The 26,440-nt window shown below is 60.5% G+C and carries 27 protein-coding genes and 2 pseudogenes; 4 read left to right on the top strand and 25 right to left on the bottom strand.

The window, feature by feature from the left end:
* On the bottom strand, nt 1–206 hold a 206-nt coding region (locus tag F758_RS0124250), incomplete at its 3' end, for a DUF1330 domain-containing protein (RefSeq protein ID WP_024510303.1).
* Nucleotides 207–836: 630 nt separating this feature from the next.
* On the opposite strand from F758_RS0124250, the gene F758_RS0124255 reads away from it, so the two are divergent.
* Nucleotides 837–1,253: a hypothetical protein gene (locus F758_RS0124255; RefSeq protein ID WP_024510304.1), complete on the top strand. Its 417-nt coding sequence runs from the start codon at nt 837–839 to the stop codon at nt 1,251–1,253.
* An 836-nt stretch (nt 1,254–2,089) separates the two neighbouring features.
* Here the strand turns inward: F758_RS0124255 and F758_RS0124260 are convergent.
* Entirely contained in the window at nt 2,090–3,865 is a 1,776-nt protein-coding gene (locus F758_RS0124260; RefSeq protein ID WP_084305622.1) for an MFS transporter, read from the bottom strand.
* Nucleotides 3,866–3,877: 12 nt separating this feature from the next.
* Between F758_RS0124260 and F758_RS0124270 the strand changes: the two genes are divergently transcribed.
* Nucleotides 3,878–4,063, top strand: coding sequence for a hypothetical protein (locus tag F758_RS0124270; protein ID WP_024510307.1), 186 nt, complete (start codon nt 3,878–3,880; stop codon nt 4,061–4,063).
* Between the two features lie 396 nt (nt 4,064–4,459).
* Here the strand turns inward: F758_RS0124270 and F758_RS0124275 are convergent, their stop codons facing one another.
* The 9 genes and pseudogenes from F758_RS0124275 to F758_RS52010 all read right to left on the bottom strand — a co-directional run bounded on the left by F758_RS0124275 (nt 4,460) and on the right by F758_RS52010 (nt 10,939).
* On the bottom strand, nt 4,460–4,909 hold the full coding sequence (locus F758_RS0124275) for a hypothetical protein (protein ID WP_024510308.1): 450 nt from the start codon (nt 4,907–4,909) through the stop codon (nt 4,460–4,462).
* Between the two features lie 10 nt (nt 4,910–4,919).
* Nucleotides 4,920–5,090, bottom strand: a complete 171-nt coding sequence (locus tag F758_RS50930; protein ID WP_198026555.1) for a hypothetical protein — start codon at nt 5,088–5,090, stop codon at nt 4,920–4,922.
* Nucleotides 5,091–5,289: 199 nt separating this feature from the next.
* Nucleotides 5,290–6,266, bottom strand: a pseudogene (locus tag F758_RS44485) (type IV secretory system conjugative DNA transfer family protein); the annotation flags it as partial.
* A gap of 93 nt (nt 6,267–6,359) precedes the next feature.
* Entirely contained in the window at nt 6,360–8,087 is a 1,728-nt protein-coding gene (locus F758_RS0124285) for a relaxase/mobilization nuclease domain-containing protein (protein ID WP_024510309.1), read from the bottom strand.
* A 375-nt stretch (nt 8,088–8,462) separates the two neighbouring features.
* Nucleotides 8,463–8,975 (bottom strand): lytic transglycosylase domain-containing protein, encoded by a 513-nt coding sequence (locus F758_RS0124290; RefSeq protein WP_245286579.1) that lies wholly within the window; start codon nt 8,973–8,975, stop codon nt 8,463–8,465.
* Between the two features lie 242 nt (nt 8,976–9,217).
* Complete coding sequence (locus tag F758_RS0124295) at nt 9,218–9,727, bottom strand: S26 family signal peptidase (protein WP_024510311.1); 510 nt, start codon at nt 9,725–9,727, stop codon at nt 9,218–9,220.
* Nucleotides 9,724–10,239 (bottom strand): DUF2840 domain-containing protein, encoded by a 516-nt coding sequence (locus F758_RS0124300; RefSeq protein ID WP_024510312.1) that lies wholly within the window; start codon nt 10,237–10,239, stop codon nt 9,724–9,726. Before F758_RS0124300 ends, F758_RS0124295 begins: the two co-directional genes overlap by 4 nt.
* A 3-nt stretch (nt 10,240–10,242) precedes the next feature.
* Nucleotides 10,243–10,521 (bottom strand): helix-turn-helix transcriptional regulator, encoded by a 279-nt coding sequence (locus F758_RS48070; RefSeq protein WP_024510313.1) that lies wholly within the window; start codon nt 10,519–10,521, stop codon nt 10,243–10,245.
* Nucleotides 10,522–10,651: 130 nt separating this feature from the next.
* Entirely contained in the window at nt 10,652–10,939 is a 288-nt protein-coding gene (locus F758_RS52010) for a DUF2285 domain-containing protein (protein WP_245286583.1), read from the bottom strand.
* Here F758_RS52010 and F758_RS52015 point away from each other — a divergent pair.
* Nucleotides 10,889–11,275, top strand: coding sequence for a hypothetical protein (locus tag F758_RS52015; protein ID WP_245286584.1), 387 nt, complete (start codon nt 10,889–10,891; stop codon nt 11,273–11,275). The genes F758_RS52010 and F758_RS52015 overlap by 51 nt on opposite strands.
* Here F758_RS52015 and F758_RS52020 read toward each other — a convergent pair.
* Nucleotides 11,229–11,360, bottom strand: coding sequence for a transcriptional regulator domain-containing protein (locus F758_RS52020; RefSeq protein WP_245286581.1), 132 nt, complete (start codon nt 11,358–11,360; stop codon nt 11,229–11,231). The genes F758_RS52015 and F758_RS52020 overlap by 47 nt on opposite strands.
* Nucleotides 11,361–11,558: 198 nt before the next feature.
* Nucleotides 11,559–11,891 (bottom strand): DNA -binding domain-containing protein, encoded by a 333-nt coding sequence (locus tag F758_RS0124315; protein ID WP_349543224.1) that lies wholly within the window; start codon nt 11,889–11,891, stop codon nt 11,559–11,561.
* Between the two features lie 160 nt (nt 11,892–12,051).
* Between F758_RS0124315 and F758_RS0124320 the strand changes: the two genes are divergently transcribed.
* Nucleotides 12,052–12,282 carry a helix-turn-helix domain-containing protein gene (locus F758_RS0124320; RefSeq protein WP_024510316.1) on the top strand — a complete coding sequence of 77 codons (231 nt, stop codon included), beginning with the start codon at nt 12,052–12,054 and terminating at the stop codon, nt 12,280–12,282.
* A 157-nt stretch (nt 12,283–12,439) separates the two neighbouring features.
* Here F758_RS0124320 and F758_RS0124325 read toward each other — a convergent pair whose 3' ends face one another.
* The 12 genes and pseudogenes from F758_RS0124325 to F758_RS0124390 all read right to left on the bottom strand — a co-directional run bounded on the left by F758_RS0124325 (nt 12,440) and on the right by F758_RS0124390 (nt 26,138).
* Complete coding sequence (locus tag F758_RS0124325) at nt 12,440–12,763, bottom strand: DUF736 domain-containing protein (RefSeq protein WP_024510317.1); 324 nt, start codon at nt 12,761–12,763, stop codon at nt 12,440–12,442.
* A gap of 525 nt (nt 12,764–13,288) precedes the next feature.
* Entirely contained in the window at nt 13,289–13,660 is a 372-nt protein-coding gene (locus F758_RS44490) for a hypothetical protein (protein ID WP_349543226.1), read from the bottom strand.
* A 232-nt stretch (nt 13,661–13,892) separates the two neighbouring features.
* The gene (locus tag F758_RS0124340; protein ID WP_024510319.1) at nt 13,893–14,816 is read right to left on the bottom strand and encodes a DUF2493 domain-containing protein; all 924 of its coding nucleotides are present in this window, start codon (nt 14,814–14,816) and stop codon (nt 13,893–13,895) included.
* Nucleotides 14,817–15,159: 343 nt separating this feature from the next.
* Entirely contained in the window at nt 15,160–16,221 is a 1,062-nt protein-coding gene (locus F758_RS0124350) for a DUF7146 domain-containing protein (protein ID WP_024510321.1), read from the bottom strand.
* A pseudogene (locus tag F758_RS53355) lies at nt 16,221–16,437 on the bottom strand (hypothetical protein); the annotation flags it as partial. The gene F758_RS0124350 and the pseudogene F758_RS53355, both read right to left, overlap by 1 nt.
* Nucleotides 16,438–17,063: 626 nt before the next feature.
* Complete coding sequence (locus F758_RS0124355) at nt 17,064–17,858, bottom strand: alpha/beta fold hydrolase (RefSeq protein WP_349543253.1); 795 nt, start codon at nt 17,856–17,858, stop codon at nt 17,064–17,066.
* Between the two features lie 360 nt (nt 17,859–18,218).
* A complete protein-coding gene (locus tag F758_RS0124365) occupies nt 18,219–19,736 on the bottom strand; it encodes a malonate--CoA ligase (RefSeq protein ID WP_024510323.1) in 1,518 nt (505 codons plus the stop codon).
* Nucleotides 19,737–19,773: 37 nt separating this feature from the next.
* Entirely contained in the window at nt 19,774–20,754 is a 981-nt protein-coding gene (locus tag F758_RS0124370) for an NADPH:quinone oxidoreductase family protein (protein WP_024510324.1), read from the bottom strand.
* Nucleotides 20,755–20,842: 88 nt separating this feature from the next.
* A complete protein-coding gene (locus F758_RS0124375; protein WP_024510325.1) occupies nt 20,843–22,315 on the bottom strand; it encodes an aldehyde dehydrogenase family protein in 1,473 nt (490 codons plus the stop codon).
* Nucleotides 22,316–22,363: 48 nt separating this feature from the next.
* Nucleotides 22,364–24,001 carry a GMC family oxidoreductase gene (locus F758_RS0124380; RefSeq protein ID WP_024510326.1) on the bottom strand — a complete coding sequence of 546 codons (1,638 nt, stop codon included), beginning with the start codon at nt 23,999–24,001 and terminating at the stop codon, nt 22,364–22,366.
* A gap of 89 nt (nt 24,002–24,090) precedes the next feature.
* Nucleotides 24,091–25,074 carry a quinone oxidoreductase family protein gene (locus tag F758_RS0124385; RefSeq protein WP_024510327.1) on the bottom strand — a complete coding sequence of 328 codons (984 nt, stop codon included), beginning with the start codon at nt 25,072–25,074 and terminating at the stop codon, nt 24,091–24,093.
* 173 nt (nt 25,075–25,247) lie between these two features.
* A complete protein-coding gene (locus F758_RS0124390) occupies nt 25,248–26,138 on the bottom strand; it encodes a LysR family transcriptional regulator (RefSeq protein ID WP_024510328.1) in 891 nt (296 codons plus the stop codon).
* Between the last annotated feature and the right edge of the window lie 302 nt (nt 26,139–26,440).

A 26,440-nucleotide genomic window follows, 5' to 3' on the forward strand; every position in this document is an offset into this window, starting at 1 on the left:
TAGCAGGCGAGCGCGGTTTCGTAGTCCTTGAACTCGATCACGATGTTGCGGTCGCGCGCCTTGCCCTCCACCGCCTCGAAGGTGCCGCCGCGCACCCGGAATTTCGCGTCGTATTTGCGGAGTACCGCCGCGAGGGCGGGGCCGTAGGCTTTGGTGTATTCGGGTTTGATCACATCGATGCGCCCGATCCAGTACCCCTTCGGCATGTTGTCCTCCTCATCTTTGCATTCTCAAAATCAAAAGGGGCCACTGGGGGTTAAATTGCTCTGCGGCGGCGATGGTTCCGTCGGGTTGACGACGCCGTTGGGCTTGAGTTAGCGGCCCGGCGGGGCCAGGCTAATTGAGCGTCGAAGTCCGTTCAGGGTCACGGGCGGAAAATCTCACTTGGAGCAAATCTGGTCGGCACTACGTCAGACAGCCGACATCGACGACGACGGCGAGGATTTCTCAGTAGGGCACAGAACCGGAAGTTAAGGCCAGCGGCAACCTTATCCGGTTAGGATCGACGACGACCCTTCAGGAGCCAAGTCATCCCCGTGTTCACGCGGCATGATTTCGTTACGACGTCCTGTCGCGCCGCAATCAGCTCTGTTGTGCGCGAAATGCCTGTCCGCAGGCGATTGCCTCTGTAACGCGCGTTTCAAGCCGAGTTGAGTTTATTGAAGCGGAATTTAATGGGGCGGGCGCGCGGTCTCCCTACATCCAATACCAGGTATCCGCATCGGATGCTGCAAGCAGATAGCTCGCGGTCTAGACAGCACGCTCGCCTCACGAAGCGTGATCAATTCGTCTCGTCCTGCGCGGGTCTGCAATCGATCGATACAGGAGAAACGAGAATGATTTCATTCAAAGCTCTTTCCGCGGCCGTGCTGCTGTCCGCGACTGCAGCGACGCCGGCATTCGCGCAAGCTCTTGTGGGCGTCGCGCCGGGCGCTGTGAGCAGCAGCGACGACGCCCTCTATATCAAAAATCTACACGACTCCGGGTATAATCCGAAGAACGATTTCAATCCGAACGGGACCATGAGGGCCGCCATCCAGGAGCCGGGCGCGTTCGCGTTCTATTATCCCAATCTCGACGTTCTGAACGGTGGCAGCCCAACGCCTGCTGCCAGGTATTCTCCCGACTGGCCCGCGTTGAAGGGCGCGTGCGTGTCGGTCGGCGGCGGCATCACTTACTGCGGCACCCGGCACGATGCTTTTGCGCCCGACCCATTCCCGCGTCATCATGCCAGCCATCATCACCGGTCGTGACTCGACCGCGCGGTACAGCGCCATGCGCGGCCGCACGGAGCGTGGCGCGCGATGGCGCAAGGCGGACCTCATCAGGAATCGATTGCGACCTCTCTCCGATCTCGACTGCTCCCTCCAGATGACCAGGACGGCAAAGGAAAAGAGCCCCCGTGACGGCAGTGCTAACGGACAGATCGAGCATGTTGCGCCCGGAGATGAAATTTTCAACCGCCGTTCCTGCGGCGCTGATCAAAACGGGGGCGACCGGTCCTCGCGCTAGTTTGAAAGGACCTCGTGTTGCCAGACGGTGCGGTCGTCCCCATCCTAGAAGTCATGAGAAAGGACCAACCACGATGAAGATCAGACTGGCGGTTGCGGCGCTCGTGACTGTGGAGTTGGCTTGCGCTCCCTTTGCTGCCGAAGCAAGGACGCACCAAATTTCAACGACGCAAAAGACGCACTATAATTCAATGACGGCATCGAAAATGTATCCGACAAGCGTCCTAAACCCACCGTCGTTTAGTTATCCAACAAGCGTCCTAAACCTACCGTCGTTTAGCTATCCGACAAGCGTCCTCAATAAGTAACTTATCCGACAAGGTAGATCGGTTCCGCGGTAATTGCGAGGACTAGCGACAGACATTGCACTGCAGCTTCATCTACAATCATTTCTAAGGCATCGACGATGCACATCATCAAGTGTTGGTCATATCAAGCTCGTTCCCGAATACGGCGGCTGATGACCGCTCTGGGTCATGAGCCAAGCCACAAAACTCAAGGTGAGCATAATAGGTCCGGTTTCGGCTGCTTAGCGCCAAGCTGCTAGGGGGACTGCTTCTACGCAGATGACGCTCTGCTTACCAATCGCCCCCTGCGCACGCCTCTAGGATGCGCCCATCAATGGAAGAGCCGACGGATCCAGCGAGGCTTCCGGGAGGTTCACGAAAGGCATTCCCGCCGAACGTCCGGATCCATGGCATCGCAAACCACACCAGCGCGGCCGCCTGAAGCGCAAGGTTAAGACCGAATGCGGCCTGATAGGCCACGACCGGATAATGCCCGTCTGGAGACGGCCATTGCCCGACCACGAGCCCGATGCCGTATTGAATCGTGAACGCCCAGCCGAAGTGCAAGAGGTTCAGGGCGGAATTGGCGCGCGCGGCTAATTCCCTGGGGAAGTAATCGGCTATGGCCGCAAAGCTAAGCACGGTTGCGGCGCCAGCGATCGACACGATGGACCAAGGCAGAAGTGATGGCAAGTGAATGCGTAAAACCAGAGCGAGTTCCGCCACGATAAACAACGCTCCCACGCCCGCCAACAGAGCTTCCGTTCTTATATTGAGTTTGCGCAAGCGATCAGCCATGGCTCCAAGCAGGAGAGCTCCGAGACTTAGGCTAACAGCCATAAGGAACATTTGAGTGACCCGGCTCTGCCGGTCGAATCCTTCCACATCTGTAAGCCAGGCCGAAGCCCACAATGACTGCAACGCCCAAGCCGAGCCAATGCAGGCGGCCGAGAGCGGTGCGACTCTCAGGAAGCGCGGATCTGAATAGATGGACCACAATGTAAGTTGCTTCCGAGCGGAGGTGGCGATCTGCGAGTCTGTGACGCGTTCCGGAACGACTATATAAATGAGTCCACCCACTGTGACCGTACCGATCGTCAGGATTTCGAATAGGCTGCGCCAACCAATATAACTCAGCAACCAATCGGTTGGCGCGGTCGCTGTGACCGCGCCGAGCGACCCCAACATGATCATCCAGCCGTTGGCGAGCGCGACACGCTCTCTCGGAAACCAGGTGACGATGGCCTTGAGTCCGGCCATCAGCGAGCCGGCAACGCCAAGTCCAATCATGGCGCGCGCAACAAGAAGCTCTGGGAAGCTCGACGCGGTACCGAACAGCGTTGCGCCGCCAGCCGCAATGACCAGCAACACGCCTTGGACTCGACGCGGTCCAAGGCGATCCAAAAGGACCCCTATGGGGATCTGCGTCAAGCCGAACACCAGGAAGTAGATTGACGCGAGCAGCCCGGTCTCGGCGGCGTCGAGGCCAAAATCCGAAGCTAATGCCGGCGAGATCGCGGCGTTGATCGTCCGAAATAGGTAGGCAAGGTAGTACCCGGCGGCAAAGGGCAGAAAAACTGAGAGGACCAGGCGCCATTTAGGAAGTGAGGGCTTTCTTGAGACATCAGTCTTGCCGCTCACATGTGGATCGCAATTTGACGGTGTCGGGCGTGGGTTTTGCTGTAAGTTTCCGGGGGCGCCATGCAGGTCGGCGGAATGGATCGGATGGCGGCGAGCGTGCGAATTGCTACCCCCTTCTCCGGGGCTTACGCCCTGGCCGAAATCGAAGCATTCAGAAGTAGCTTTGTGACCGTTGTGCTGTGGCTCCGAGACCCGCGGGGCTTCCTCGCCTGTTGCTTGCGCTGCTCGTCCATGGCCTTGGGAATTGAGGCTGTCGATGGTCTCCCGTATGAGAGGCCGACACTGTCGAACGCGGCGATCGACCTGTTCCGCCAAAACCTTGAAACGCTGGTCACCAAGGAGGATCGCGTCTTGTTGCCGCTCTTGCGAAACCGGCGGCGTCACAGCCAACTGGTATCGAGCATGTAGGGCGACTGTCTCGGCCATCGTACGCACGTCATGTTCGAGACGATCGAACCTGGCGTGCATATCGTCAAGACGCTCGCGCAGCAGAGCCTCGACCGAGGGGACGGGCTCAAGAAAACGCTCGAGGGCGGCTTCCACGAGCATACTCTTGCCGACGCCCGGTCGATCGGTTGCGAGGTCAAGCCGACCACAGACAGCTTCACTCAGCCGAACTGTTAATTTGCGGCGTGCTGAGCTTTTGCGCCTGCGCGAGGGTCGGACTTCAGCGCGACTACATTGCGCATCCAGATCGGCCAGCTGTTGCATTTTCTGACAACCCCAAAATCCGCAGGATCGAGACCGCGGCACCGCGACACGATTGATGTGGTGAACTAACCTGACGGGAATTACAGAAAGGACGGGCGACGCTTTGGTTCAACAGAGCAGATCCAGCGGCCATACTCTGGCGTAGAAAAAGAAAGGAGATGCGGAATCTCATTGACCGCAATTGAGTATCGGCGCAAAGGCAAAGCCCTTTTTATCGGCAGAGAGCCCGACAGATAGTCGCAGTAGGTGAGCTGTCCCCTTCACGAATGAGTCTTTAAACCGCTCGGCTTCCCGAAGACGAAATGGCACTCACGGAGAGCCGGCCCGAGTTTTCACTCGCGCCGCGTTTCCGAGTTCAGGCGATTCGATACTGACTTCTTTGAGAACTGTCGATCCACTGGACAGGCGCCGGCCGAGCGCTTCGACAAAGCGATCGTAGCGTTCTGCGCCTTTAGCGCGCGCGGCAGGGCTCGACTGCTCTGGCAGTGCCGGCGTCGACGTCAGCCAGAAACGGATGAACAGGCCTATTGTTTCGAGCGTGACACCGTCATTGCGTTCGAGCCGCTCGAGCACTCGCACGATACGGTCCAGGCGCTTGGCGATCGCAGCTTCCCGCCGATCGGAATCGTCAGGAGAAAGAAATGACGCGATGGCGGCGTCGGCAACCAGCGACTTCGGCTTGCCCTGACGCTTAGTGTAGGCCTCCGAGCTCGCGAATATCTCTGGATCCAGATAGATGCTGAGCTGCGCCTTTTTCATCTCGCTCCGCTCATAGACCCATCTTGTCGTCGGCGTCGAGGCTGACAGCGCGTGCCAGTCCCTGCATCGATCGGTTCAAGGCCACAGTCTGCATTGCATCGGTATCTCCTTCGTCCGGCGCCGCAGCAGATTCGTACTCGGATAGCGGCGCATCGACAACGATGTCCTCGTGTTGCGGCATTTCGGGCTCGCGGCGCAGGCCGGCATTCTGATCGCGTACCTTATTCTTGAGAACCGCAAGCAGCTTGACCGACGGAGGAATTGGCCTACGTCCCGACCACTCGTCCGGTCGCGCGATCAAATTGACCGGTACGATGCTTAATGGCTTTAAAATCCGGCTCTGGAATCGCGAATCCTCGTAATAGCGGACCTTGCGGGCGCGCACGGGACAACACGCCTGAACGCTCGTTCTCGCTCTTGTTGAGCAGTTCGCGGGCCGCGGAGGTCACGACCGGATGGACGCGCTCGCCAAGGTGCGGCGTCGCCAGCATGGCGTTCAGCGTTGCGTCGATTTCGCGTGAAGGATCCGACAAGAAGTTGGCGACGCCCGCGAGTGTTTTGTCGGCTTCAGCGTAAAGAACATGTAAGATCGCCACGACGAGCAACGAATGGCTGGTTTTCTCCCAATGATTGCGCCGCTCCAGTGCGCCCTCGGGGTCTACTAATATATCGGCGATGTTCTGTGCATCACGGACCTCCTTTTCTCCTTTGCGGATCTCGAGCAAGGGATTGTAGGCAGCGCTTAAGGGATTTGTCGGATCAAACAAGAGCACTGACCCAAACTTGGCGTGAAAGCCGGAGGTCAGTTGGAAGTTTTCGCCCTTGATGTCGTGGACAACAGTGGAATACGGCCATGTCAGGAGGCTTGGGATGACGAGCCCGACACCCTTTCCGGACCTGGTCGGCGCAAAGCACAGAACGTGTTCAGGACCGTTGTGCGGCAGATACCGACCGCCCAGACGGCCAAGCACGACGCCGTCGGGTCCAAGTAGGCCCGCACGGCGCACCTCTTTTGTATTCGCCCAACGCGCCGACCCATACGTCGTGACGTGCTGGGCTTCTTTCGCGCGCCAGACCGAAAGGATGATGGCGATGACCATGGCTGCGATCCCGCCACTCGCGGCGATGCCTCGCCTTCCATGAATATTGTTGGCGCGTAGGCGCCGAACTTGAACCACCAGATGAAGGGAGCAAGCGGTTGATAGATCGGCCAACGCCAAATCATTAACCAGGCAGGTCCGAGTTGCGGCTGGAACGCAATGCGCCACGCCGTCCACTCGGTCGCAGCCCAGACAAAGGCGAGTACGACCATGGATACAAGAAGGAGCTGACCCCAAAGTATTCGGGTTGCGGACATGCGCAGAGGTGAGGCGCAATTCGAGCAAACATTATTCAACAGCAATCCACTGGCCGTCGCAATCACTCGTACCATGGCGTAGAGATCGGCGGGTCAGAGCGAGAGGTCGCGCTTGCGGCCAAAACTCCATTCGACGCCACCCGGACCGGCAATGCCGTTCACGTGCCGGCCAAGCTCGCGTTCGAGTGAAGGTATCCAAGGGACGAGCTGAAAACCCAAGCCGTTGTCGATCATCGCGAAGCGGCCGGACGCAAGTGACAGCCGCCGGCTATAATTCCCCGCGATCCGGTCTCCCGTCTCCACGGGCAAATGCGCGAGCCCGGTTTCCGAGGCGAGACGCTGACCGACCGCATCGAGTTCGCGGCTCCGCAGTGTACCGACCAGGTTACGTCCGATTGTGACTTTGTCGCCGTCGCGGCGCGCAAGGCCCTGCTCTGCCAAGCTATCGATCCGGCGATCGAGCGCGGCCCGGACCTCGGCACCGAAACCGGCGCGCGAAACTTCCACTCCGTCTCGCGCGACCAACCGCCGGTCGAGCCAGGTCGCCCCTTCCGCCGCTACCTGTTGGTCGAGATTGAGGTCCGAGCGGACAGCCAACGCGATGCGCTGACGGCCGCGTGCATCCTCGAAACTACGCAGCTCCACGATACCCCCAATTGGACCATCACCCGCCGATTCGATGTCGGGGAGTTTTAGATGATGAACGCGCCCGTCGATGCCGTCGACGACGGCGAATGCCGAGCCCCTGAGCTCGTCATCCAGCCCGCGCGCAATGAGGCGGCCGATTACAGGCTCGCCATGGCGTTCGCCTTCGATCGCCCAGGACGACGGTGCGCGTGCGGCTCCATCCTTGGTCAGGCTCTTATGCAGCCGCTTGATGATATCGCCGCGCTCGCCCAGCTCCCGCAATCGCTGCTCCGTATCGGCTCCCAAGACCCAGCGGGCTGACCCGGCAGGTTCGGCCAGACCTAACCGCTCCAAGGTCCGCATTCGGCCAATGCGAATCTCCCGCAGCGGGTCACCAACGGCATCCCGGCTCGGCCGTAGATCGATCACCCCATCCGCGGCCCCCGCTTCCCGGGCAAGCACCCGATCGATCCGTGTCCAGCGCTCGGCCGTGGTCTCCGCCTCCAGGCCTCGACGGGTTTCGAGTTCAGATCGCGGGCCGAGCTCGCGGGTGACGAGGTCGCCGGCGCGCGCACGAAAACCCGTTGAAATATAATCCCGGCTGATGACGAGGTCTTTGCCGTCGTCGGCGCGGCCTCTCACGAGGATGTGGATGTGGGGGTGCTCTGTATTCCAATGGTCGATGGCGACCCAATCGAGCCGCGTGCCGAGGTCGCGGGAGGCATGGTCCATCAGCTCGCGGGTGAAGCTCCGCAAATTCTCCAGCTCGCTCGCATCATCGGGCGAGACGATGAACCGGAAATGATGCCGGTCGTTCTTGCAGCGTTCGGCGAAGGTTTTGCCGTCCGCCTCCTCTCCAGCCGCATCGAACAACTTGCCTTGGGATCCGTCGCGAGTCACCCCGTCGCGCTGGAGATATCCGATATGGGCGCGTAGCGCGCCGGGCGGCCGCATCTGGCGCACGACCCGCGCCTTGACGATGGCGCCGCGGGCACGGCTATTGAGGAGCCGCGACGCGGCAAGGCTCGCGGCGCGGCCACGCCCAAACGTGCTGCCGCGCCTCTGGCCGCCCCGCGAGAGACCGCCAGCTTTCTGCGCGGCTTGGAGCGCCTGCGTCAGGAACGGTTTTGTACGAGCCGCGCGCGTCGAGCGGATGCGGCCTGGACGGATGCGAAAATCATCGTTTCCGGTCATTTCGGACTCACGGGGTGTCGAAAGTTGAGTGGCCACAAAGCGTTCCCGAAACTCGCGAGGTGCGATCGATATTGTGCAATGTTTGCCCGATCGCTGGAATTTCCCGATGCAACCCATCCCGACCGACCGCACGCACCTTGCGTGCTTTATCCTGCCCTCGTCGGTCGCTCGCCTCCTGCGCCCAATTTCCGAGCTGCAGGCTTCCAAGAGCCCAAAGCGGATTGCAAAAAAATACACTTGCAGTCATTGCTGTAGGTCCTCACATGATTGGCGCACGAACGGTTCAGTGGAGAGTCATGTCGGTACCAAAAGCCAGTCGTGAGCTGACTGATGAATTGCGACGTTGCTGCATGTCAGATGCAAACCGACCATCAGTCAACGCGCATCCACGCGCTCGACAAACAGCGGAGCTTCCTGCCAAGGAACCGCGCGTTTGGTACGAAATGCCGGGTGTTCACTCTGCCTGTCGTCGAGTAACGGCGTGACCGCGGCAACGTAGGCCGTGGTTTCCGGTGGAGGCGGTTGGCCTGTCGCGAGGTGTTGCTGATAGCGCGCCGGACCTGCGTGGTAAGCCGCAAGGAAACCCGCCGAACGGAAACGATCGTGCATCTCTTCGAGGTATGCGGCGCCCGCCATCATGTTGTCGCGCGGATCAAAGGGATCGAGACCGAGACTATAGCGAACGCTGAGCTCGACCCAAGTGCCGGGCATGAGTTGCATTAAGCCCATCGCGCCGCGAGACGAGATCGCATGCTGGTCTCCGCTACTCTCAACCTGCATCACGGCACGGATCCAGTGCGCCGGGACGGCGAAGCGACGGGACGCCTCCTCGATGAATTTAGCGAACCGATCGACCGCTCCAGAACGCGCTGCAGTTTGCGCGTGCACGGTCGATTCAAAGAGTGTCAAGCCGGCGACTCGGCACGCGAATGGCGCGATGATTACGATGACGCGCGCGATTGTTCGGAGCGAACGGCGCCATGCGATCGGATCGGCGACCCCACGCGTAGAGCTCTTCCCTCGCAGGCTGGACGAATGTCCACAAATTTCTGGGGTTGGCCGGGAAGGAAAAAACCGAGGCGGTTTGAAGCAACAGCAGTGGGCTGAAGGAGTATGAACTTCGTGCATGATCACTCCTCGTCAACCCACACGGGCACCGCTTTGCCGATAACGGCGGATGCAGGTAGTGGTCCAAAGTATCGACCATCGAGCGAGTCCGCGGACTGCCGGTTCATGACAAAGATATCGCCATCAGCTATGACGCGGCATCCGCGCCATGCTGGAAGCGGGCGGCCTCGTCCGTCACGTTCACGGGCCTTGCCCACATCGATGCCGTCGATGGTGATCGTTAAGGCATTCCTGCAAACCGTTTGTCCGGGCAATGCCAATACACGCTTGAGCATTGGGACGCCGAGCGGCAGGTAGCCGTTGAGATCGATAAACGCCGCGAGGAGATCAGGGGGCTGCACGGCGACGAGTTCAGTGACGATCAACCGTGCCGCTGGTTGAACACGATAAAGGCCGATCGGAACGCTGTGTGATGCATTCCATATGTAGTGCGGCGTCATTCCTCCGAGCGTCGAAAGGAGAAGGCCTGTCGCAGTAAATGTCGTGAAAAAGGCAGCACACCGAGCGCTCATGACGTGATCCTCCGGCGATGGAGCCAGGCCTGGTGGCGGGATCGCGTGTATGGCCGAGGTGTTTCGTTGACCGACAATCGGTTATGAACATGGTGCCAATAATCGGGTGCCGCGTCGGCCGGATCGATGCCGAGCGCGTCGACGATATCGATCAATTGCAGAACCCGTTCAACCTTCGGCCAACCGGACAGCCGCAGCAGACTCTCACCCCCGGGTGTGATCCAGGGTACAGTCGAATAGCGCTGTCCAGGTATCGCTGCGCGCAAAATATCGATGCGGGATAGGACGGTCCCAAAGTCGTTGGACGTCCAACGCACGAAGGCGAAAATGCTGCCGGGCGCGAACGACAGGACGCGTCGATTGCGGTCGACGACTCTCTCCGAAACGTGTCGCCCAAACCGAACGCGGTTCTCGATGCGCTTTTCGAGCCACAAAAGTTCAACCATCGTAAGATCGCCCGCGCCGACCTCATTCGTTGAATGGCGGTTGGGAGCATGAGGGTACGTCTTCATGGGTCAACGCCGCTCCTTTCCTGCATAAGGAATAGGAACGTGCTGCTTCGCCGGCAGCACTGTGCCGATGCCGGAATCGCTCGTTGAAGTTCTGGTGCCGCGGTCAGCCCATGCATTCAGATCGGCAACCGAGTAGACGACGCGGGCCCCGATCTTCCGGTAAGCGGGGCCGGTCCCGTAAATGCGATGTTTTTCCAAAGTGCGAGGTGAAAGGCTGAGGAATCGGGCTGCCTCCGCAGTCCGCAAGTACCGTGGCGGTAAGCCGGCGTTCGGATCAGGCATCTGGGGGCTCCATGGTCTTCTGGAACGCCGGCGAGATCATCGGCGCGTCGACGGACAGCATGGCGCAAGCAAACTCAATGCGGGATGGCGAAGATTGGGGGGTGCATTTTCGATACCCCCGACAAGCCGTCTATTTTCGGGAAGGCGGCCTTAGCAAAGCGCGGTAGCCGCCTTGCACCAAAGCGAATCCAGTCTTGACCAAGCGGATGATCCGATCGCGCACCTCGTGCGTTCCCCATTCCCGCTTGGGAATGTGTTGGGCGGGCAACAGAACTTCGGCGATTTCGTGATAGGTGGCGCCGTCGGTCCTTGCATCCGACGCACGCAAGGCAAGCGCAATTCGCTGCCGGCGATGCGCTGAAATCGCGTGCGGAGGCGCGCCCTGCGGCCGGCCAATGAGCCCTCGCCACAAGCGCATACCGGCACCCGCCCTGAATTCGAAGTCGCGGTCGAGCGGCAATTCGACAGTGTAGGCAGCGGCGATGATTGGCGCTTCCTTGAACCAAATACGATGCTCTACGCCGCGCAAATGCAGCACGGCGTGCCAACCATCCGGGCCTTGCCGAAATTGACTTTCGTTCAACTCGTTCAGATCCGGCCTGACCTGTGTGTGCAGGCCGACGAGCGATGCAGGGCGGACCGGCACAATCGTCGGCACGGCCTCGGGAGCCCAGAAAATTGTCTGTTCGAGGAACGATCGATCGGCATCAGCTGCGAAAAACCAACACCCAGTGCTGCCGAATTCGGCTGGTGAAGGTTCGATCTGATGATGAGATCGTCTTATAATCTCGTTCAAACGACGCGTTGCGGCGCAGGCATTCCCACGCAATTCCGGTCAACTCCGCCTCTTCGATGCGGTCGTAGTAGGTATCGTCTAACGATCTCCAGTTGAACTTTCACATAAACTCGTCCCCAAACTGAGTTGCCGCGCTGGCGGCGGCATCATTCTTAGAACCTCTGGTTAGTCCCGAATCGCGCATCGCGTGATGCAGCAAGTCTGATTTGTGAAGGGAAGAAAAATTCTTCTGCGAAAGGCGCTAAAGATTGGAGTTTGACGCTCCGCCGCGAAGCAAATGCCGATAGCCGTGCTCTGTCATCCACTTTGCGCGGGTCAGGTGCGTATCAAATGCACGTTTTGCACGATCGTACTCGAGCTCTGGATTGATGTGCAGCACGATTTGCGCCACCTCGCGCCAATCTGCCCCCTCCTTATCTGCATCGAGCATGCGCAAATAAGTAATGATATGCTCCTCGTCGTAGACTGTGAGCACGGGATCCGTTGGTGCAGCATCGGCAACGTCAGGATCGCGGGGCGGTTTTTTCATAGATCTTCCAAGCCTTGCAACGCCATCACGCCTTAAATCCGACAAACTCTAACCGCCGCGACTCTTCCCGAAAGAGGGTACCCCTTAGACTTTTGAGCAGCACGCGGCCAGTATTTGCCAGGATAGCTCCCTCATGTAGCACATTCCGCGACGAATAGGAACGATCGTTCCTAGAGCGATCGTTCCGGTTCGGTTCCCATGCCCTATGGATCTCAAGGAGATCATGGCTGTGAACCTGCGTCGCAAACGCCACGATCTAGAAATGACGCAAGAAGAGCTAGCCGAACGAGCGGGCCTGAGCGCCCGCTACGTGGGCGCTATCGAGCGTGGCGACGTTTCCGCAAGCGTCACTGTGCTCGGGCAAATTGCCGAAGCATTAGGAATTGAGCCGGGAGATCTGCTCAGGCGAGCTGGGAGATCGACCAGATCGTCGTAGGCCGCCTTGGGCCTGCTTGCGGAGGATCGCTCGAGGATAGAGTCCTTGTACGGCCGATCTTTAGCTTGTTTCGTTCTTGGCGCGGTCGTTGCGCTGATATCGGATGCAATAGCAAAAACCCCGCCCGATTTGTTCGGGCGGGGCTTGGCGGCGAGACTTACTCGCCGTTCTTCCGCGGCCGCGACCACAGCAGGGTGTAGCCTTCGCCACCCTCGTTGTCGAACAGGTTTGCGTAGATGGGCGCCGTGAAGGAGGGATCGTCGAGCTTGAGTGAGAGATAGTCGCGACCTTCCTCGGAGCGCTTCGACCAGGCGGCGCCGATCTCGACGTCGCGGCCCACGAAAACGCGGTGGCTCGGAGCTTTGTCGTTGGAGGGGTTGGATTCCGCGACGATGCGGACGCCTTTGGCCTTCAGGCTGAGGGTAGCGATTTCGCCGTGGTAGTCGTTTCCGACCTTCTTGAACGAACCGATGGTAGCCATCTCTCTTCTCCTGTTGTGTTGCGAGCCCGCGACCACCGCGGCCTCGATGGCGATCTACAGGCCGAAGACGATCGGCGACGCACCCGAAGGGCCGGAGCGCAGCGGAGGATGCTGTCGACGCGACTTTCTTGCCTCGCGAGGAATGGGCGTTAGCCCAGGGGAAGAAAGTCGCGGCGACAGCGTTGCCGCTCAGACGATCGAGGCGCAGCGGGTCTTCGGCCAGATCGAGCCATCACAGAGGCCACGTGCGTCGCGTGGTGAACCACAAGTCCGGGAGAAGATGGCGGCCTGCGATTCGGCTTGGCAAGAGGTCGAAACGGTTCCGCGCATAAAAGAAACGAAGGGAGGCAAAAGGCGATATCGTCAGCGCAACGCCAACCGCGGACGAATGCTCCAGCGCGGAATCTATGCGGACCCGGATGCAGTCAACGCCATCTGGTCGCGACTATCTCTCACTCAAGTTCGGCGATCCCACACTCGGCACGCTGCTGTCGTCGACAAGTTCGACAGGCGAATGGCACAGGATCACTGCTGATGCGCTGCGGCTGCGAGAACCGGCTGAGGATCGCTCCCGACTGCCCTGTCCGAACGGAGCGGGCAGATCTCGGTGAAGATGGTCAACCGTGTCCACGCCGTGCCGCCAATAAAGACCGCGCCGAGACATGCGAAGATCTCACGCGATACCAAGGACGGCACGCCGAGCTCCGACATCGCAAATAGGACCTGATAGCCAGCGAGTGTCGCCGGGACAGCAAAGAGGGCGGCAATGATGGCACGGATGATCATGGAGCGCGTCATTGCGAAGGCCGTTTGGCCGACCGCAAGAGTCATTCCGCCAGCGGTAATGCCAACAAGCGGCGCTCCAAGGATGCCGGCACCGCCGTGCAATGCCATCATGAAGACGGGAGTCCGACAAAAACGGCAAGGCGTATGCCGCCAACATAAAGATCAGCCAGCAGAATAACCCAATGCCAGCAAAGTTCAGAAGTAGTCCAAGGGCAAGCATGGTGGTGGCTCCATATGCAAAGGGGTAACGGTTGCGCGCAAATTCGAAGATGCAGTCGAAACGAGGCGGAGTTGCGGCGACATCAACTCCGCCTTGGTGGCGTGGAAGATGGCACGTCGGCGCTCACGAAGCGCCGAATCTCCAGACCGCGATGCCCATACGTTTCGCCTTGTCGGCAAGATTGTCCTGGATTCCCGTGCCCGGGAAATACATGACGCCGATCGGCAGCAGTTCAAGCATGGCGTCGTTACGCTTGAAGGGCGCTGCCTTGGCGTGCTTCGCCCAGTCCGGTTTGAAAGCGATCTGTGGCACCTTGCGATTGGTCGCCCATTTGGAGGCGATCAGCTCGGCGCCCTTTGGCGAACCGCCGTGGATGAGAACCATATCGGGATGCTTGGCGTGAACCTTGTCGAGGCGATCCCAAATCAGGTTGTGGTCGTTGAAGTCAAGGCCACCGGTAAGAGCAACCTTTGGTCCTGCGGGCAACATGACCTCGGTTTCGGAACGGCGCTTGGCTGCGATGAAGTCTCGGGAGTCGATCATCGCTGCGGTGAGAGTGCGGTGGTTGACGAGCGAGCCCGACCGGGGACGCCAGGACGAGCCAGTGTGGACCTCAAAGCGTTCGATGGCCTGATCGCGAAAAAGTTCCAGGCAGTTGCGGCGTTCGGTCAGCGTGATGCCCTCGGCTGTCAGGCGTTCAAGTTCGACTGACTGCACTTCCGATCCGTTCTGCTCGCGCCGGCTCTTGCGTTGCGCCTGTTCGTTGTCGTCGAGCTGGCGTCCGATGCGATCAGCGGCGCGGTGGAAGAGATTGACCGTCAACCAGAGCAGGTCATCCAGGTCTGGTTCGAGCCGTGTGTCGTTCAGCGTGGCGACGAGGGCATCAAAGATATCCGCCACGGCGCCGGCGATCATCCTCCCTTCGGGCAGCGGTCTGGGATCAGGCTGGTCGTCGAAGGGACGATAGCCAAAGAGCTGCAGCTCACTCAGCAAGTGCTCGGTTGGAGATGCGCTCTGTGCTGGCTCGATGTCGTCATGGTCGGTCATGGGTTAAGTCCTTTGCCGCTTCGGCCGCGCCCATCGCGGCCTTCGTGGCGATCACTCAGACGGCATGCGGGACGGGCCAGAACCCGAAGCGCCAGCGGAGGGCCGAAGCGCCAGCGGAGGATGGCAGAGGGGCGGCTATTTTGCTTCGCGATGCAAAGCGCGCCGTCCGGCCATCGATAGGATCTCATCGATCACGCGCGGCGGAAAATAGCCGCTCCTTTGCCATTGCCGGCCCGGGCCGCTTGCCGCCCGATCGCCCTCTAGAAGGCCGTGGTCGCAGCCGTCGCCGGCAAATGGATTCGCCGCGACCGACCCTGTTGACGTCAATGGAGGGCAGACGCAGCTATCTGGCCACTGTGGAGGGCAACAGGAAGCGGTCGACGTCCTCAGGTGCGAGCTGTATCCGCAACGCTGCCCGGAGGGCATCGAGCCCGAAGACGTGCAGATCTTCATTGAAATCACCAAGCCGCGGCGACAGCGCGATCGGCTCGATACCGACAGTTCGTGCGCGCTGTGCGAGAGTGATCTGTACCGCGTTTCCCGCGGCATCGGCGTCGCGAGCGATATAGATGCGGCGCAAATCCGGTGAGAGTAGCATGGCCGCGAGGTGATTGGCGGAAAGTGCGGCTGCCATCGGCATGCTCGGCAGCACGCAGCGCAGCGACAACATGGTCTCGATGCCTTCGCCCGCGACGAGTACGTCTTCGTTCGCCGGGCCGAAAAGCACCGCGTTGCCACGGAGGTCTCCCATCGCGCCTCGCGGAGTGTCGATCGGTGCCTTGCCGAGCCGAATCCGGTCAAATCCAAAGGGATCGAGCCAGGTACGGTGCACGCCGGTGATACGGCCTTCGAGGTCTGTGACGCGGGCGATCATAGCAGGCCAGGTCTCGGTCGGAAGGTGCTCGTCAGGTCGATAGTAGCAACGCGGATGGAAGCGCAGGCTGCCGCCATGGTGCACAGGGGCTATGCCTCGGCGGTGCAAGTAAGTCTCAGCGATGGTCCCCTCGATCGGACCAGAGATGGCAAACAGCCGTCTCGCGGCTTCCTGCGATCCGGTCGCGACCGTCGGAAGAACCGGCTTCGAGACGAGTTCCGGTTCAGAGCGGGGCAGCTTCAGAAATCGCCGCGCCTCCTCCGCAACCTCGCGGAAGTCGCGAAGCCCGAGGCTCTCTCGGATGATGTCGAGCAAATCGCCGTGCTCGGACGTTGCGGCGTCCGTCCACTTGCCAGCAGGCCCCTTCGGCGAGTCCTGAAGCCGCACGAACAGCGAGCGACCCGGCGTGTTATGGACATCGCCAACCAACCAGTACCGTCCCGCGCGCTTGCCGTTGGAGAGATAATGGCGGCACACCGCCTCCGCCTCACGCGCGAGGCGATGGGCCAATTCGGAAGCATCGCGCGCCATCACGCGGCCTCCCGTTCACCGACCCGTTCGATCGGGTAGCGTTCGAACAGCTTGGCCAGAACGGCCGACACCACTTTCGTCGGTCGGAACGAACATGCGCAGCTTCCAGGAGATGATCTCCCCGAAGAGCCCATAGGCACGGAGACGATCCCGCATGGTGTCTGTGAAACCAGACAGTTCGATGCGATGCGCGCCCATCACGCGGACGCGCCGGAGTCATGGGCGCGTAGGTAAGCGAGCCGGCGAATCCGCCGTTCCCGATGCCCGCGTACTTGCCGTTCCATGCCTCCGCAGGCGGCAGCCAAACCTCGAAGTGGATGTTCGAATCAGCGCTCGGCTCCAGACGGCCCTGCAGCCGGCAGAACGGCTTGGCTATCGATACGGCCACCGGCGGGTCCATACCGGACACGGAGAATGGAGGCGCAACGGCGGTTGCTGCGGTGACGAGTCCGCCGCCGAATTTCTTTCCGTTCAGGGCGTCGCAATCTGTAGCGCGGGCCTGGCCAACTCCAAGCGCCACCCATGTAAGAGCGCAAAATGCGATGTTGCTCGCGCGAGTGAGGATCCGATTTCGCGTAAGTGAGAGGTCGGTTTGATACATCGGCTTTCCTCGCTCCGGGACGCTTGCTGCTAGAGCTCCGCCGGCGAACAATCTCGCGTCGTCGGCTACTGTGTGAAATCGCGGTCGACAAAGAACCGCTCCCGCACCGACGGTGCGAGAGCGGAGTCACAGGGAGGAGCCCTCCATGAGGGCCGCCGTCGCCGACTCGAACGCCGATCAACTCGTCGCGGTGAACGAGGTTCTTCCGGACGTCCTGTCGGTTGACCTCGATAAAACCGTTTCACGGCAACGGAGCCGGCGCATACGAGAGCAGCAATTGCGCGAGCAAATGCGGATCGGTGATATTCGGACTGTGACTGGCGTCGATGCCGTGGAACGCCCAAGCCGGATTCTGAGAAAACCTGTCCGCGAACTGGCGAAAGAAATCCTTGTTCGGCTTCCGGGTGCAGTGAATGTAGGCGCGCGGACAAGGAGGTGTCGCATGCGACAGCCGCAGCCGTTGTGAAAACGTCCGCACAGGCTGATGCCGGCGCAAGGGCGTCGTCCAGGCGATGTCCTCTGGGGACGTGTCCGGCGCCAGGGCGACGGGCGGGATCAGCCATCCTTCGACGGAAGCGGCAAAGCTGGATTCGCCCCCCGAAAGATCGTACAGGGACTCTCCGTCCTGCGGTACGAAGGCGTCGACGTAGATCATCTGTCTGATCCGTTCCGGGATGCGATCGGCGATCCCCGTCGCGACCATTCCGCCGTAGCTGTGGCCTACCAGAATGATGTCGGTCAGATTCTCGTACTCGATCACGTTTCTCACATCCTGAATGTGAGTCTCGAGATCTACCAGCGGGTTGGCCAGATGAGCGCGCTCGCCCAAGCCGGTATAAGTCGGAACGAGAACTTCATGGTTTTCGGTGCGTAGAAGGTCCCGGATTCTTTTCCACGCCCAGTTGCCGGCCCAAGCTCCGTGACAGATAAGGTACGTCGCCATCAAGTACTCCCGAGCACTCCGACGGCCATCCCCACGATCCGGACGATGGCGGCAGCTCTCCATTTCGCCCTCTTCTCGCGCGGCGACCACCACCAAAAGTGAAAAATCATTTTGCGATTGTGGGCTTTTCTTGCTTGGATACTTTCAACTGTAGAAAGAGAAAACTCGCTCGCCCGGCAACACGATGTGTTTTTGAAAAACCAATCATCAGCAAGCGTGCGAACCCATCGCTTACACCTTTCATCGCTGTCAAGCTTCACCGTTCGGGCGTGAGCCACGGCTCGGCATGCGCTTCAGTGCATGCACCGGCCGATCGTGGCAAAGTCAGGTATTCGGCTCACCGGCTCACGCTCGTTCAGTTTCGGAAAACCTGCGCGTTCATCTCGGTTCCTGGATACCCGCGGATCACCCAGCGAAATAGAAGCTCCGGTTCGGCCCGACGGTCGGACGCGTCTATCCCTCCCCATACAGTCCGACCAAGTTCTCCCGCAGCAGGTTCTTCTGCACCTTGCCCATCGTGTTGCGCGGCAGGGCCTCGACGAAGACCACCCGCTTCGGCTGTTTGAATTTGGCCAGTCTGTCCGAAACGGCCTTCAGGATCGCGTCTTCATCGACGAGAGAGCCCGGCGCACGCACGACGGCGGCCGTCACTCCCTCCCCGAACTCGGGGTGCGGCAACCCGATGACCGCACTCTCCACCACGCCGCCGATCGCATCGATCTCGGCCTCGACCTCCTTCGGATAGACATTGAAGCCGCCGGTTATGATGAGATCCTTCCCGCGCCCGACGATATGGAGATACCCGCGCTCATCGATGCGGCCCAGATCTCCCGTGACGAAGAACCCGTCTTCGCGAAACTCGGATGCCGTCTTCTCGGGCATCCGCCAGTACCCCTTGAAGACGTTCGGTCCGCTCACTTCGACGACTCCGACCTCGTTCTGGCCAAGAACGCGGCCATTTTCCGGATGGGCAACCCGAATTTTCACTCCGGGGAGGGGCAATCCCACCGTGCCGGGCACCCTTTCGCCCGAATACGGGTTCGAAGTGTTCATGCCCGTCTCCGTCATTCCGTACCGCTCCAGGATCGAGTGCCCGGTCTCATCGCGCCATTGCTGGTGCACCTGCGCAGGCAGCGGAGCCGACCCGGAAACGAAAAGGCGTATGCGTTCGGATGCGGCGCGCAGGCCCGGCAGCTTGAGCAAACGAACGTAGAAGGTGGGAACGCCCATCAGCACGGTCGCCCGCGGCATCAGGGCCAGCGCGTCGCCGGCGTCGAAACGTGGGCGGAAGATCATGCGCGCGCCGGCCATAAGCGTGACGTTCGAAGCCACGAAGAGGCCGTGCGTATGATAGATCGGAAGCATGTGGATCAGCACGTCCCGATCCGAGAGCTGCCAACTCTCCACGAGAGTTCGAGCGTTGGAAATCAGATTTCCATGGGTCAGCATGGCCCCTTTCGAACGGCCCGTCGTGCCCGAGGTGTATAGGACCGCGGCCAGATCGTCGGGCGCGCGACCGACCGTTCCGAACGTCGAGGTCTCGGCAGTCGCCGCCTGCGAAAGACTGCCGCTGCCGTCGCCGCCGAGCGTCTCGACGACAGCCCCGAGTTCGGCCGCCATGTCGACGAAATTCGGTCGGCACGAAGGATCGCAGACCACGATCGTGGGCTCAGCGTCCTTCAGGAAGTATTGCAACTCGTTAGGCGTGTATGCGGTGTTCAGCGGAAGGTATACTCCGCCGGCTCTGACCGTCGCAAGGTACAGGACGAGCGCCTCGAAGGACTTCTCGACCTGAGCGGCCAGACGATCACCTGGGCGCATCCCTCGCCCGACGAGCAGGTTCGCCATGCAGCCGCTAAGTTCGATGAGTTGGCCGTAGCTGACGGTTCTTCCGTCGGGCAGCTCTATCGCGACCCGCCTCGAGTCGACGTCGCCCGGAAGTACGGAAGAGAACAAGTTGCAATCGCTCATGGCATCATCACCGATCGATCAGGGGCACGGGTCATTCTTAGGCGGTCACTTCCACCACTATTTTTCCCCTCGCCCGACGCGCAGTCATCGTTTCGAACGCCTTCTGGAAGTCTGAGAAAGAAAACGCTTGCGTCGGCGGCGGCGAGAGCGAGCGCGCTTCCAAAGCGACGCGAATGTCCTCCATCACCCGATCAAAGACGTCCGGCTCGAACTTCCGAATTTGAGCGCTGTCCACTCCGGTGAGCGACGCCCCCTTCAGAAGTGCGATATTGAACGGAAGGGCCGGGATTTTTCCTGCAGCGAACCCGACCACGAGATGCCGTCCCCTCCAAGCCAGCGTACGAAAGGCGATGGGCGAGATTTCACCGCCGACCGCATCGAAAACCACGTCCACCGCGCGACCTTTGGTGAGCGACTTCAACGCGTCCCGCCAATCCTTGTTCGTGTAGTCGACCGCGGAGTCGGCACCTTGCGAGCATGCGAATGATCGCTTTTCCTCGGACGAAGCGGCGGCGATCACATGCGCCCCCAAGCTCTTCCCCACCTTGATCGCCGCCGTCCCGGTTCCGCCTGCTGCTCCGAGCACGAGGAGGATCTCTCCCGCGCCCAGCGCCGCACGCTCCCGAAGGCCATATGTCGCCGTGAGATAGTTCACGGGAATCGCCGCGGCCTGAACGAACGAGAGGCTCTCGGGAATCCTGAACAGCTCCCTCTCCGGCACCACGATCTCTTCGGCCAACGCGCCGCGCGAAGCCAGCCCGAACACCCGATCGCCAACCATTATTCGACACACGGCCTCGCCGATCTCGTCCACCACGCCGGAAAACTCCGTCCCAGGAACGAAGGGAAGCGGATCTTTGGTTTGATAGAGTCCCTGGACCTTAAGATCATCGACGAAGCCGATGCCGGCCGCCTTGATCCGAACTCGAGCGCTTCCTTGTGGCAGATCCGCGGTCGGGACATCCTGGATCCGGAGCGACCGAACCGGCGAAAATTTTTCGACGAGAACCGCCTTCATTGTGCGTCCTCCTTGCGGCACGACCGAGAGCTCCTGCCGCCATCGACCATATCAACGCGGCCGCTATTCGGGCCCTCGAGTTTTGACATCAGTGTACGAGGTTCACAGTCACATTCTTGGTCTGGGTGAAGCTATCGAGCATTGCCGCCAGCGAGAACTCGCGCCCCAGCCCGCTCTGTTTGTAGCCGCCATACGAGTGGCCCGGCTGCTGACCTGCTCCTTGGTTCACTTGAACCCAGCCGGCTTCGACATCGCGAGCCGTGCGAAGAGCCTTGCCGATGTCATGGGTCCACACGTAGGCCGCCAGCCCATAGTGGCTATCGTTCGCCATCCGGATCACCTCCGCCTCGTCTTCCCAAGGTATCGCGACCATGACGGGGCCGAAGATCTCCTCTTGGGCAAGCCGCCAGCTGTTCTCTCCCTGGCCGAAGATCGTCGGTTGTAGGAAGTAGCCGGTGTCCTCGGGCCGGTTCGGAAGGCCGCCGATCACGAGTTTGGAGTTCGGCTGTCGCACTCCCTCTTCGATGTAGCTGCACACCTTCTCGAACTGTCTACGGTTGATGATCGCCCCGATGTCGGTTTCTTCCGAAAGCGGATCGCCTACCTTCAGTTTGGAAACCGCTGAACAAAGTTTCTCCAACACCTTGGAGTAGACATCCTTGTGGACGAACAGCCGCGATCCAGCCGTGCACGACTGGCTTTGTCGCGTGAAGCGCATGGCCGCGATGATGCCCTCGATCACCCAGTCGTCGACGGCGTCGGGAAATACGATCGAAGGACTTTTTCCTCCCAACTCGAGTGACACGGGTATGATTCTCTTTGCGGCCGCTTCCATCACCAGTTTGCCGACCGGGGTCGAGCCGGTAAAGGACAGCTTCGACACCTCGGGATGGTTAAGTAGCGGCGCGCCGCATTCCGTTCCCGTGCCGGTGAGGACATTGAGCACCCCAGGTGGTATGTGTTTGGCGCAGATTTCAGCCAACGCCAGAACAGCAAGGGGCGCGTCCTCCGCCGTCTTCATGACCATTGTATTTCCCGCGCAAAGCGCCGGGGCGATCTTCACGGATGCGAGCAGGAAAGGCGCGTTCCACGGAATAATGGCCGCAACTACGCCCAGAGGCTCTCTTACGGTGAAGCTCAACACGTCGCGGGAAAGGGGTATGGTTTCTCCCTTGAGTTCGGAAGCCAAGCCCCCGAAGTACCGGAACATTTCTATGGAAGACTTCACCTCTGGGCGCGCTTGCGTCCGAAGGGCGTTTCCAGTTTCCTCGGCGATGAGGCGCGCGAGTCCTTCCGATCTCGACTCCACCTCATCCGCGATGTTCTGCAGCGCTCGGCCGCGCTCTCTCGGCGGTACCCGCTTCCAGGACTCGAATGCCAGGATGGCGGCATCGACTGCGTCGTTCACGTCTTCGGCGGATCCCCGCGGGACGGCTGCGATGATCTGACGTCGAGCGGGGTTTTCGACATCGACGAACTCGCCGCCCTTCGCATGCACCCAATTTCCCGCAACGAGCATCTTGCGCTGTTGAACACGCTGAAAGGACGGATTCTCGTTCATGACAATTCCTCCGCATTGACGCTTTTATCGTTACGTTGAGCGAAGTCTTCAGACCAGCTCCATGGCCCGGACAGCTCCGACGCGGGACTCCTCTTCTATCATTTTGGCCCCTTTCTCGGCGATCATCAGCGTCGGCGCGTTCGTGTTGCCCGACGTTATCGTGGGCATTACGGAAGCGTCGATGACCCTCAGCCCGGCAACGCCTCGGACTCTGAGCCGGTGATCTACGACGGCGTCTCGATCCTTTCCCATCCGGGCTGTGCCGACAGGATGGAAAATCGTCGTTGCCATTTCGCCAGCCGCCTGCGTCAACTGCTCCTCGGTCTGGAGCAGCGGTCCGGGCAGCACCTCCTCCGGCCGATGTGGCCCGAACGCCTTAGCCGCCATGATGCGCCTGGTAAGGTGGATGGAATCGACGGCGACCTTGCGGTCCGCCGGCGCGCTTAGATAGTTCAAGCGTATGGAGGGATGGACGCGGTGGTCCGGCGAAGCAGCGTGCACCGAGCCGCGGGCCTCGGGACGAAGATTCGCAACGCTCGCCGTGATCGCCGGATACGGATGAAGAGCATCACCGAAGCGGTCGAGCGTCAGAGGCTGGATATGATACTGAAGGTTCGGAGTTCGTTGCGACGAATCCGACTTGGCGAACGCCCCGAGCTGGCTCGGCGCCATGCTCATCGGGCCCCGGCGACCCAACGCATATTGCAGCGCTATGCGCGCCTTGCCGTGGAGCGTCGAGGCAAGCTGGTTCAGCGTCAGCGCGTCTTGAACCTTGTAGGTCAGGCGCAGTTGAAGGTGATCCTGAAGGTTCTCGCCCACGCCGGGCGAATCGACCAAGGTATCGATTCCCAGTCGTTGGAGATGGTCGCCTTTGCCTATCCCCGAGAGCTCCAGCAACTGAGGCGACGCGATCGATCCCGCGGTAAGAATGACTTCGGCACGGGCATGAGCGATCATTACGGCGCCGTCGCGGTCTATCTGCACTCCCACCGCTCTCTTGCCGTCCAGAATTATCTTCCGGACGTGAGAATGAGTCAGGATGCGGAGATTGGGCCTTTGCTGCACCGGCCGGAGAAACGCCTTGCTGGAATTCAATCGCCAGCCGTTGCGCTGGTTGACCTGAAAATAGCCGACCCCGAAGTTGTCACCCCGGTTGAAGTCGGAAGTGGCGGGAATGCCGGTCTCGACGCATGCAGCGCGAAAGACGTCCAGAATCGGCCAATGCAGTCGCTGCTCCTCGATCCGCCACTCGCCGCCGCTGCCGTGCTCTCCGTCGGCGCCATGGACGAAATCTTCGTGCTTCATGAAGAAGGGCAACACCTCCCTCCAACTCCAGCCGGGATTTCCTGCGTCGGCCCAACGGTCGTAGTCGTCCGATTGACCGCGCATGTACACCATGCCGTTGATCGAGGAGCATCCGCCAAGCAGTTTGCCGCGGGCGTACCTTATCGAACGGCCGGCAAGTCCCGGTTCCGGTTCCGTGCTGTAGCACCAGTCGGTCCGGGGGTTGTTGATGCAGTAAAGATATCCGACGGGTATGTGGACCCAATGATAGTTGTCCTTCCCACCGGCCTCGAGCAGGAGCACCCGATGGCGCGGGTCGGCGGACAGGCGATTTGCGAGAAGGCAACCGGCGGTACCGGCTCCGACTATTATGTAGTCGTACGTCTCTGCATTTTGGGCCAATCCCGCCTCCCTAGACGGCTGTTTCTTTATGTTTATTCAGGCGCTCCCCCGATCCACGAGGATCGGGGAAGTAGGATCGCGGAAGTAGATCAGGGAAGTAGGATCAAGGAGCCGGAAGTCTTCCTGGCCTCCAGATCCCGGTGAGCCTGGGCAGCATCGGCCAGCTTGTACTCCGTAACCCCCACGGCCTTTATGGTTCCGCGCTCGATAGCCTCGAACACCGCGGCAGCGCCTTTTTCCAGATCCGGGCGTTTCGCCGTGTAATGCGCGATGGAGGGCCTCGTGACGAAAAGCGAGCCCTTCGCGCCAAGCACGCCGAGATCGAACGGCGGCACCGGCCCCGACGAGGTACCGAAGCTGACCAAGGTACCGGTCATCCGCAGGCAATCCAGCGAACCATTGAATGTCTGCGCTCCGACCGAGTCGTAGACCACTGCGACGCCCTCGCCCTTGGTGATCTCCTTCACCTGCTCGACGAAGTTCTGGTTCGTGTAGACGATCGGATGATCGCAGCCGTTGGCGCGCACGAGCTTCGCTTTGTCTTCGCTGCCAACCGTGCCGATGACGGTCGCCCCCATGGCCTTCAGCCACTGACACGCGATCAGGCCGATGCCGCCGGCGGCGGCGTGCCACAAGACGACGTCCCCGGCCTTCACCTGATAACAACGCCGAATGAGATATTCGACCGTCAAGCCCTTGAAGATAAGGCTCGCGGCCGCCTTGCTCGACACGGCCGCCGGAGGCTTCACAACCCGGGCGGCAGGTGCGTTTCTGATGGTGGCATAAGCGCCGGGAGGCCCACCGGCGTAGGCAACGCGGTCGCCCACGGAGAGGCCCGAAACTCCGCTGCCTACAGCTTCGATCGTGCCGGCCCCCTCGACGCCGATGCCGCTGGGTAGCGGAAGCGGATAAGTCCCGGAACGATGATAGACGTCGATATAATTGACGCCGATCGCTTCGTGGCGGATCTGCACTTGTCCTTCCGCAGGCGCAGGAAGCTGGTCCGAGACCCATTCGAGTACGTCCGGCCCCCCGGTACGAGAAAACTTGAAGGCGTGCGCGGTGATGGTCATATCAGAAAACGCTCCAGAGTAACTGCCGGTTACGTTTTTCTGCTCTTTTCGCTGAGCGACCAGCATCAATCACGCAAAAGCGTTTTTCAAAATTGAAAAGAATAGGCCGGCGTTCGAGTCGACCATGCCCGAGCCTCACGCGAGCATTTCTACGAGGAAACCGCTGCGGGTTCCTAGTCGACGTCCGTGAACTCGGCCGACGCTTGCTGAAGGGCTTCCGCGAGATGGTCGGCCAGTACCCTCACTCGTGCAAGCGAACTCGAACCCGGTGCCTGCAACATCCATATGTCGGACGAAAACGGAGCCTCTTCCTTGAGAACCCGGACGAGGCCAAATTTCTTCGCAACGAAGGCCGGCAAAACAGCGAGACCCAGATTGGCCTCGACCGCCGCCAACTGTGCGCTCATCGTGTGTGCGCGGAAGACCACGTTTGTCTCCGGCAAAGCGTCCAGCAGCCACCTAGAGAACGGCAGAAAGCCGAGTTCGGCCTCCCAGCCGATCAAGCGGTGATTCACCAGATCCGCCTGCACGTCGGGCGCACCGCGCGCGCTCAAGTAGGTAGACGAGCCATACAGCGCAAGCGAGATCCGGCCGACCCGGCGAACCAGGTAGTCTCCGTGCGGCGGGTGCACGAGACGCACGAGCACGTCGGCTTCGCGCCTGCTCAAGCGCATCGGGCGCACATCGGCGATAACCTCCAACCTGATCGAAGGGTGACGCTCACTAAAATCCGCAAGAGACGGGATGATGAAGTGTTGTCCCAACAGTTCCGGAATCGCCAAGCGGACGATCCCAGCAAGGCTTTCGGCAGGAAAGGCCGCTCCTCGTTCCAGCCAGAGCATATGAGCTTCCGCCTGCTCAGCGGGTTCGAGCAACGCTTCGCCCGCGGTCGTCAAACTGTATCCGTCGTGTCGCTTGGTGAAGAGACCTCTCCCGATCGTGCTCTCAAGAGCCGCGATCCGGCGTGCGATGGTCGCCTGGCTTACTCTGAGCTGTCGGGAGGCTTCCGTTAAACTGTGAAGCCGGGCCACGGCCAGGAAGTAACGCAGGTCGTTCCAGTCCAAGCACATCCTCCATCACGGCGAGAGGAGCGGCCCGACGATTACCGAGTGCTGTCCTGGGTCGATGCCGCTACGCCCACCACATTCAAAGCGTCTTCATTTCCTATCGTAGAGACGAAAGCTGAAACGTTTCAAGCTGATTTCGGAGGACATAGGCCGTGCAAAAACACACCTTGGTGCGTCCGAGGACACGACGGGCGTCTCGGCTGATGCGGCATAGCCCGAGTTGTGTGCGGCGTTCCTCCCCCGGGCAAGCCATGGAAGCAGAGAATTCCAGAGCACATTGCTCCGAAGAGCCCGAGTTG

The sequence above is a fragment of the Bradyrhizobium sp. ARR65 genome (assembly GCF_000472385.1).
Taxonomy (GTDB): Bacteria; Pseudomonadota; Alphaproteobacteria; order Rhizobiales; family Xanthobacteraceae; genus Bradyrhizobium.

What these genes read in the sequence shown, in the direction of transcription:
- F758_RS0124255 (WP_024510304.1), top strand. Translation starts at nt 837, where the DNA reads ATGATTTCATTCAAAGCTCTTTCCGCGGCCGTGCTGCTGTCCGCGACT.
- F758_RS0124260 (WP_084305622.1), bottom strand. Translation starts at nt 3,865, where the DNA reads ATGGCCGAGACAGTCGCCCTACATGCTCGATACCAGTTGGCTGTGACG.
- F758_RS0124270 (WP_024510307.1), top strand. Translation starts at nt 3,878, where the DNA reads ATGTTCGAGACGATCGAACCTGGCGTGCATATCGTCAAGACGCTCGCG.
- F758_RS0124275 (WP_024510308.1), bottom strand. Translation starts at nt 4,909, where the DNA reads ATGAAAAAGGCGCAGCTCAGCATCTATCTGGATCCAGAGATATTCGCG.
- F758_RS50930 (WP_198026555.1), bottom strand. Translation starts at nt 5,090, where the DNA reads ATGCCGCAACACGAGGACATCGTTGTCGATGCGCCGCTATCCGAGTAC.
- F758_RS0124285 (WP_024510309.1), bottom strand. Translation starts at nt 8,087, where the DNA reads ATGACCGGAAACGATGATTTTCGCATCCGTCCAGGCCGCATCCGCTCG.
- F758_RS0124295 (WP_024510311.1), bottom strand. Translation starts at nt 9,727, where the DNA reads ATGAGCGCTCGGTGTGCTGCCTTTTTCACGACATTTACTGCGACAGGC.
- F758_RS0124300 (WP_024510312.1), bottom strand. Translation starts at nt 10,239, where the DNA reads ATGAAGACGTACCCTCATGCTCCCAACCGCCATTCAACGAATGAGGTC.
- F758_RS48070 (WP_024510313.1), bottom strand. Translation starts at nt 10,521, where the DNA reads ATGCCTGATCCGAACGCCGGCTTACCGCCACGGTACTTGCGGACTGCG.
- F758_RS52010 (WP_245286583.1), bottom strand. Translation starts at nt 10,939, where the DNA reads ATGCGCTTGTGGCGAGGGCTCATTGGCCGGCCGCAGGGCGCGCCTCCG.
- F758_RS0124320 (WP_024510316.1), top strand. Translation starts at nt 12,052, where the DNA reads ATGGATCTCAAGGAGATCATGGCTGTGAACCTGCGTCGCAAACGCCAC.
- F758_RS0124325 (WP_024510317.1), bottom strand. Translation starts at nt 12,763, where the DNA reads ATGGCTACCATCGGTTCGTTCAAGAAGGTCGGAAACGACTACCACGGC.
- F758_RS44490 (WP_349543226.1), bottom strand. Translation starts at nt 13,660, where the DNA reads ATGATGGCATTGCACGGCGGTGCCGGCATCCTTGGAGCGCCGCTTGTT.
- F758_RS0124340 (WP_024510319.1), bottom strand. Translation starts at nt 14,816, where the DNA reads ATGACCGACCATGACGACATCGAGCCAGCACAGAGCGCATCTCCAACC.
- F758_RS0124350 (WP_024510321.1), bottom strand. Translation starts at nt 16,221, where the DNA reads ATGGCGCGCGATGCTTCCGAATTGGCCCATCGCCTCGCGCGTGAGGCG.
- F758_RS0124365 (WP_024510323.1), bottom strand. Translation starts at nt 19,736, where the DNA reads ATGAGCGATTGCAACTTGTTCTCTTCCGTACTTCCGGGCGACGTCGAC.
- F758_RS0124370 (WP_024510324.1), bottom strand. Translation starts at nt 20,754, where the DNA reads ATGAAGGCGGTTCTCGTCGAAAAATTTTCGCCGGTTCGGTCGCTCCGG.
- F758_RS0124375 (WP_024510325.1), bottom strand. Translation starts at nt 22,315, where the DNA reads ATGAACGAGAATCCGTCCTTTCAGCGTGTTCAACAGCGCAAGATGCTC.
- F758_RS0124385 (WP_024510327.1), bottom strand. Translation starts at nt 25,074, where the DNA reads ATGACCATCACCGCGCACGCCTTCAAGTTTTCTCGTACCGGGGGGCCG.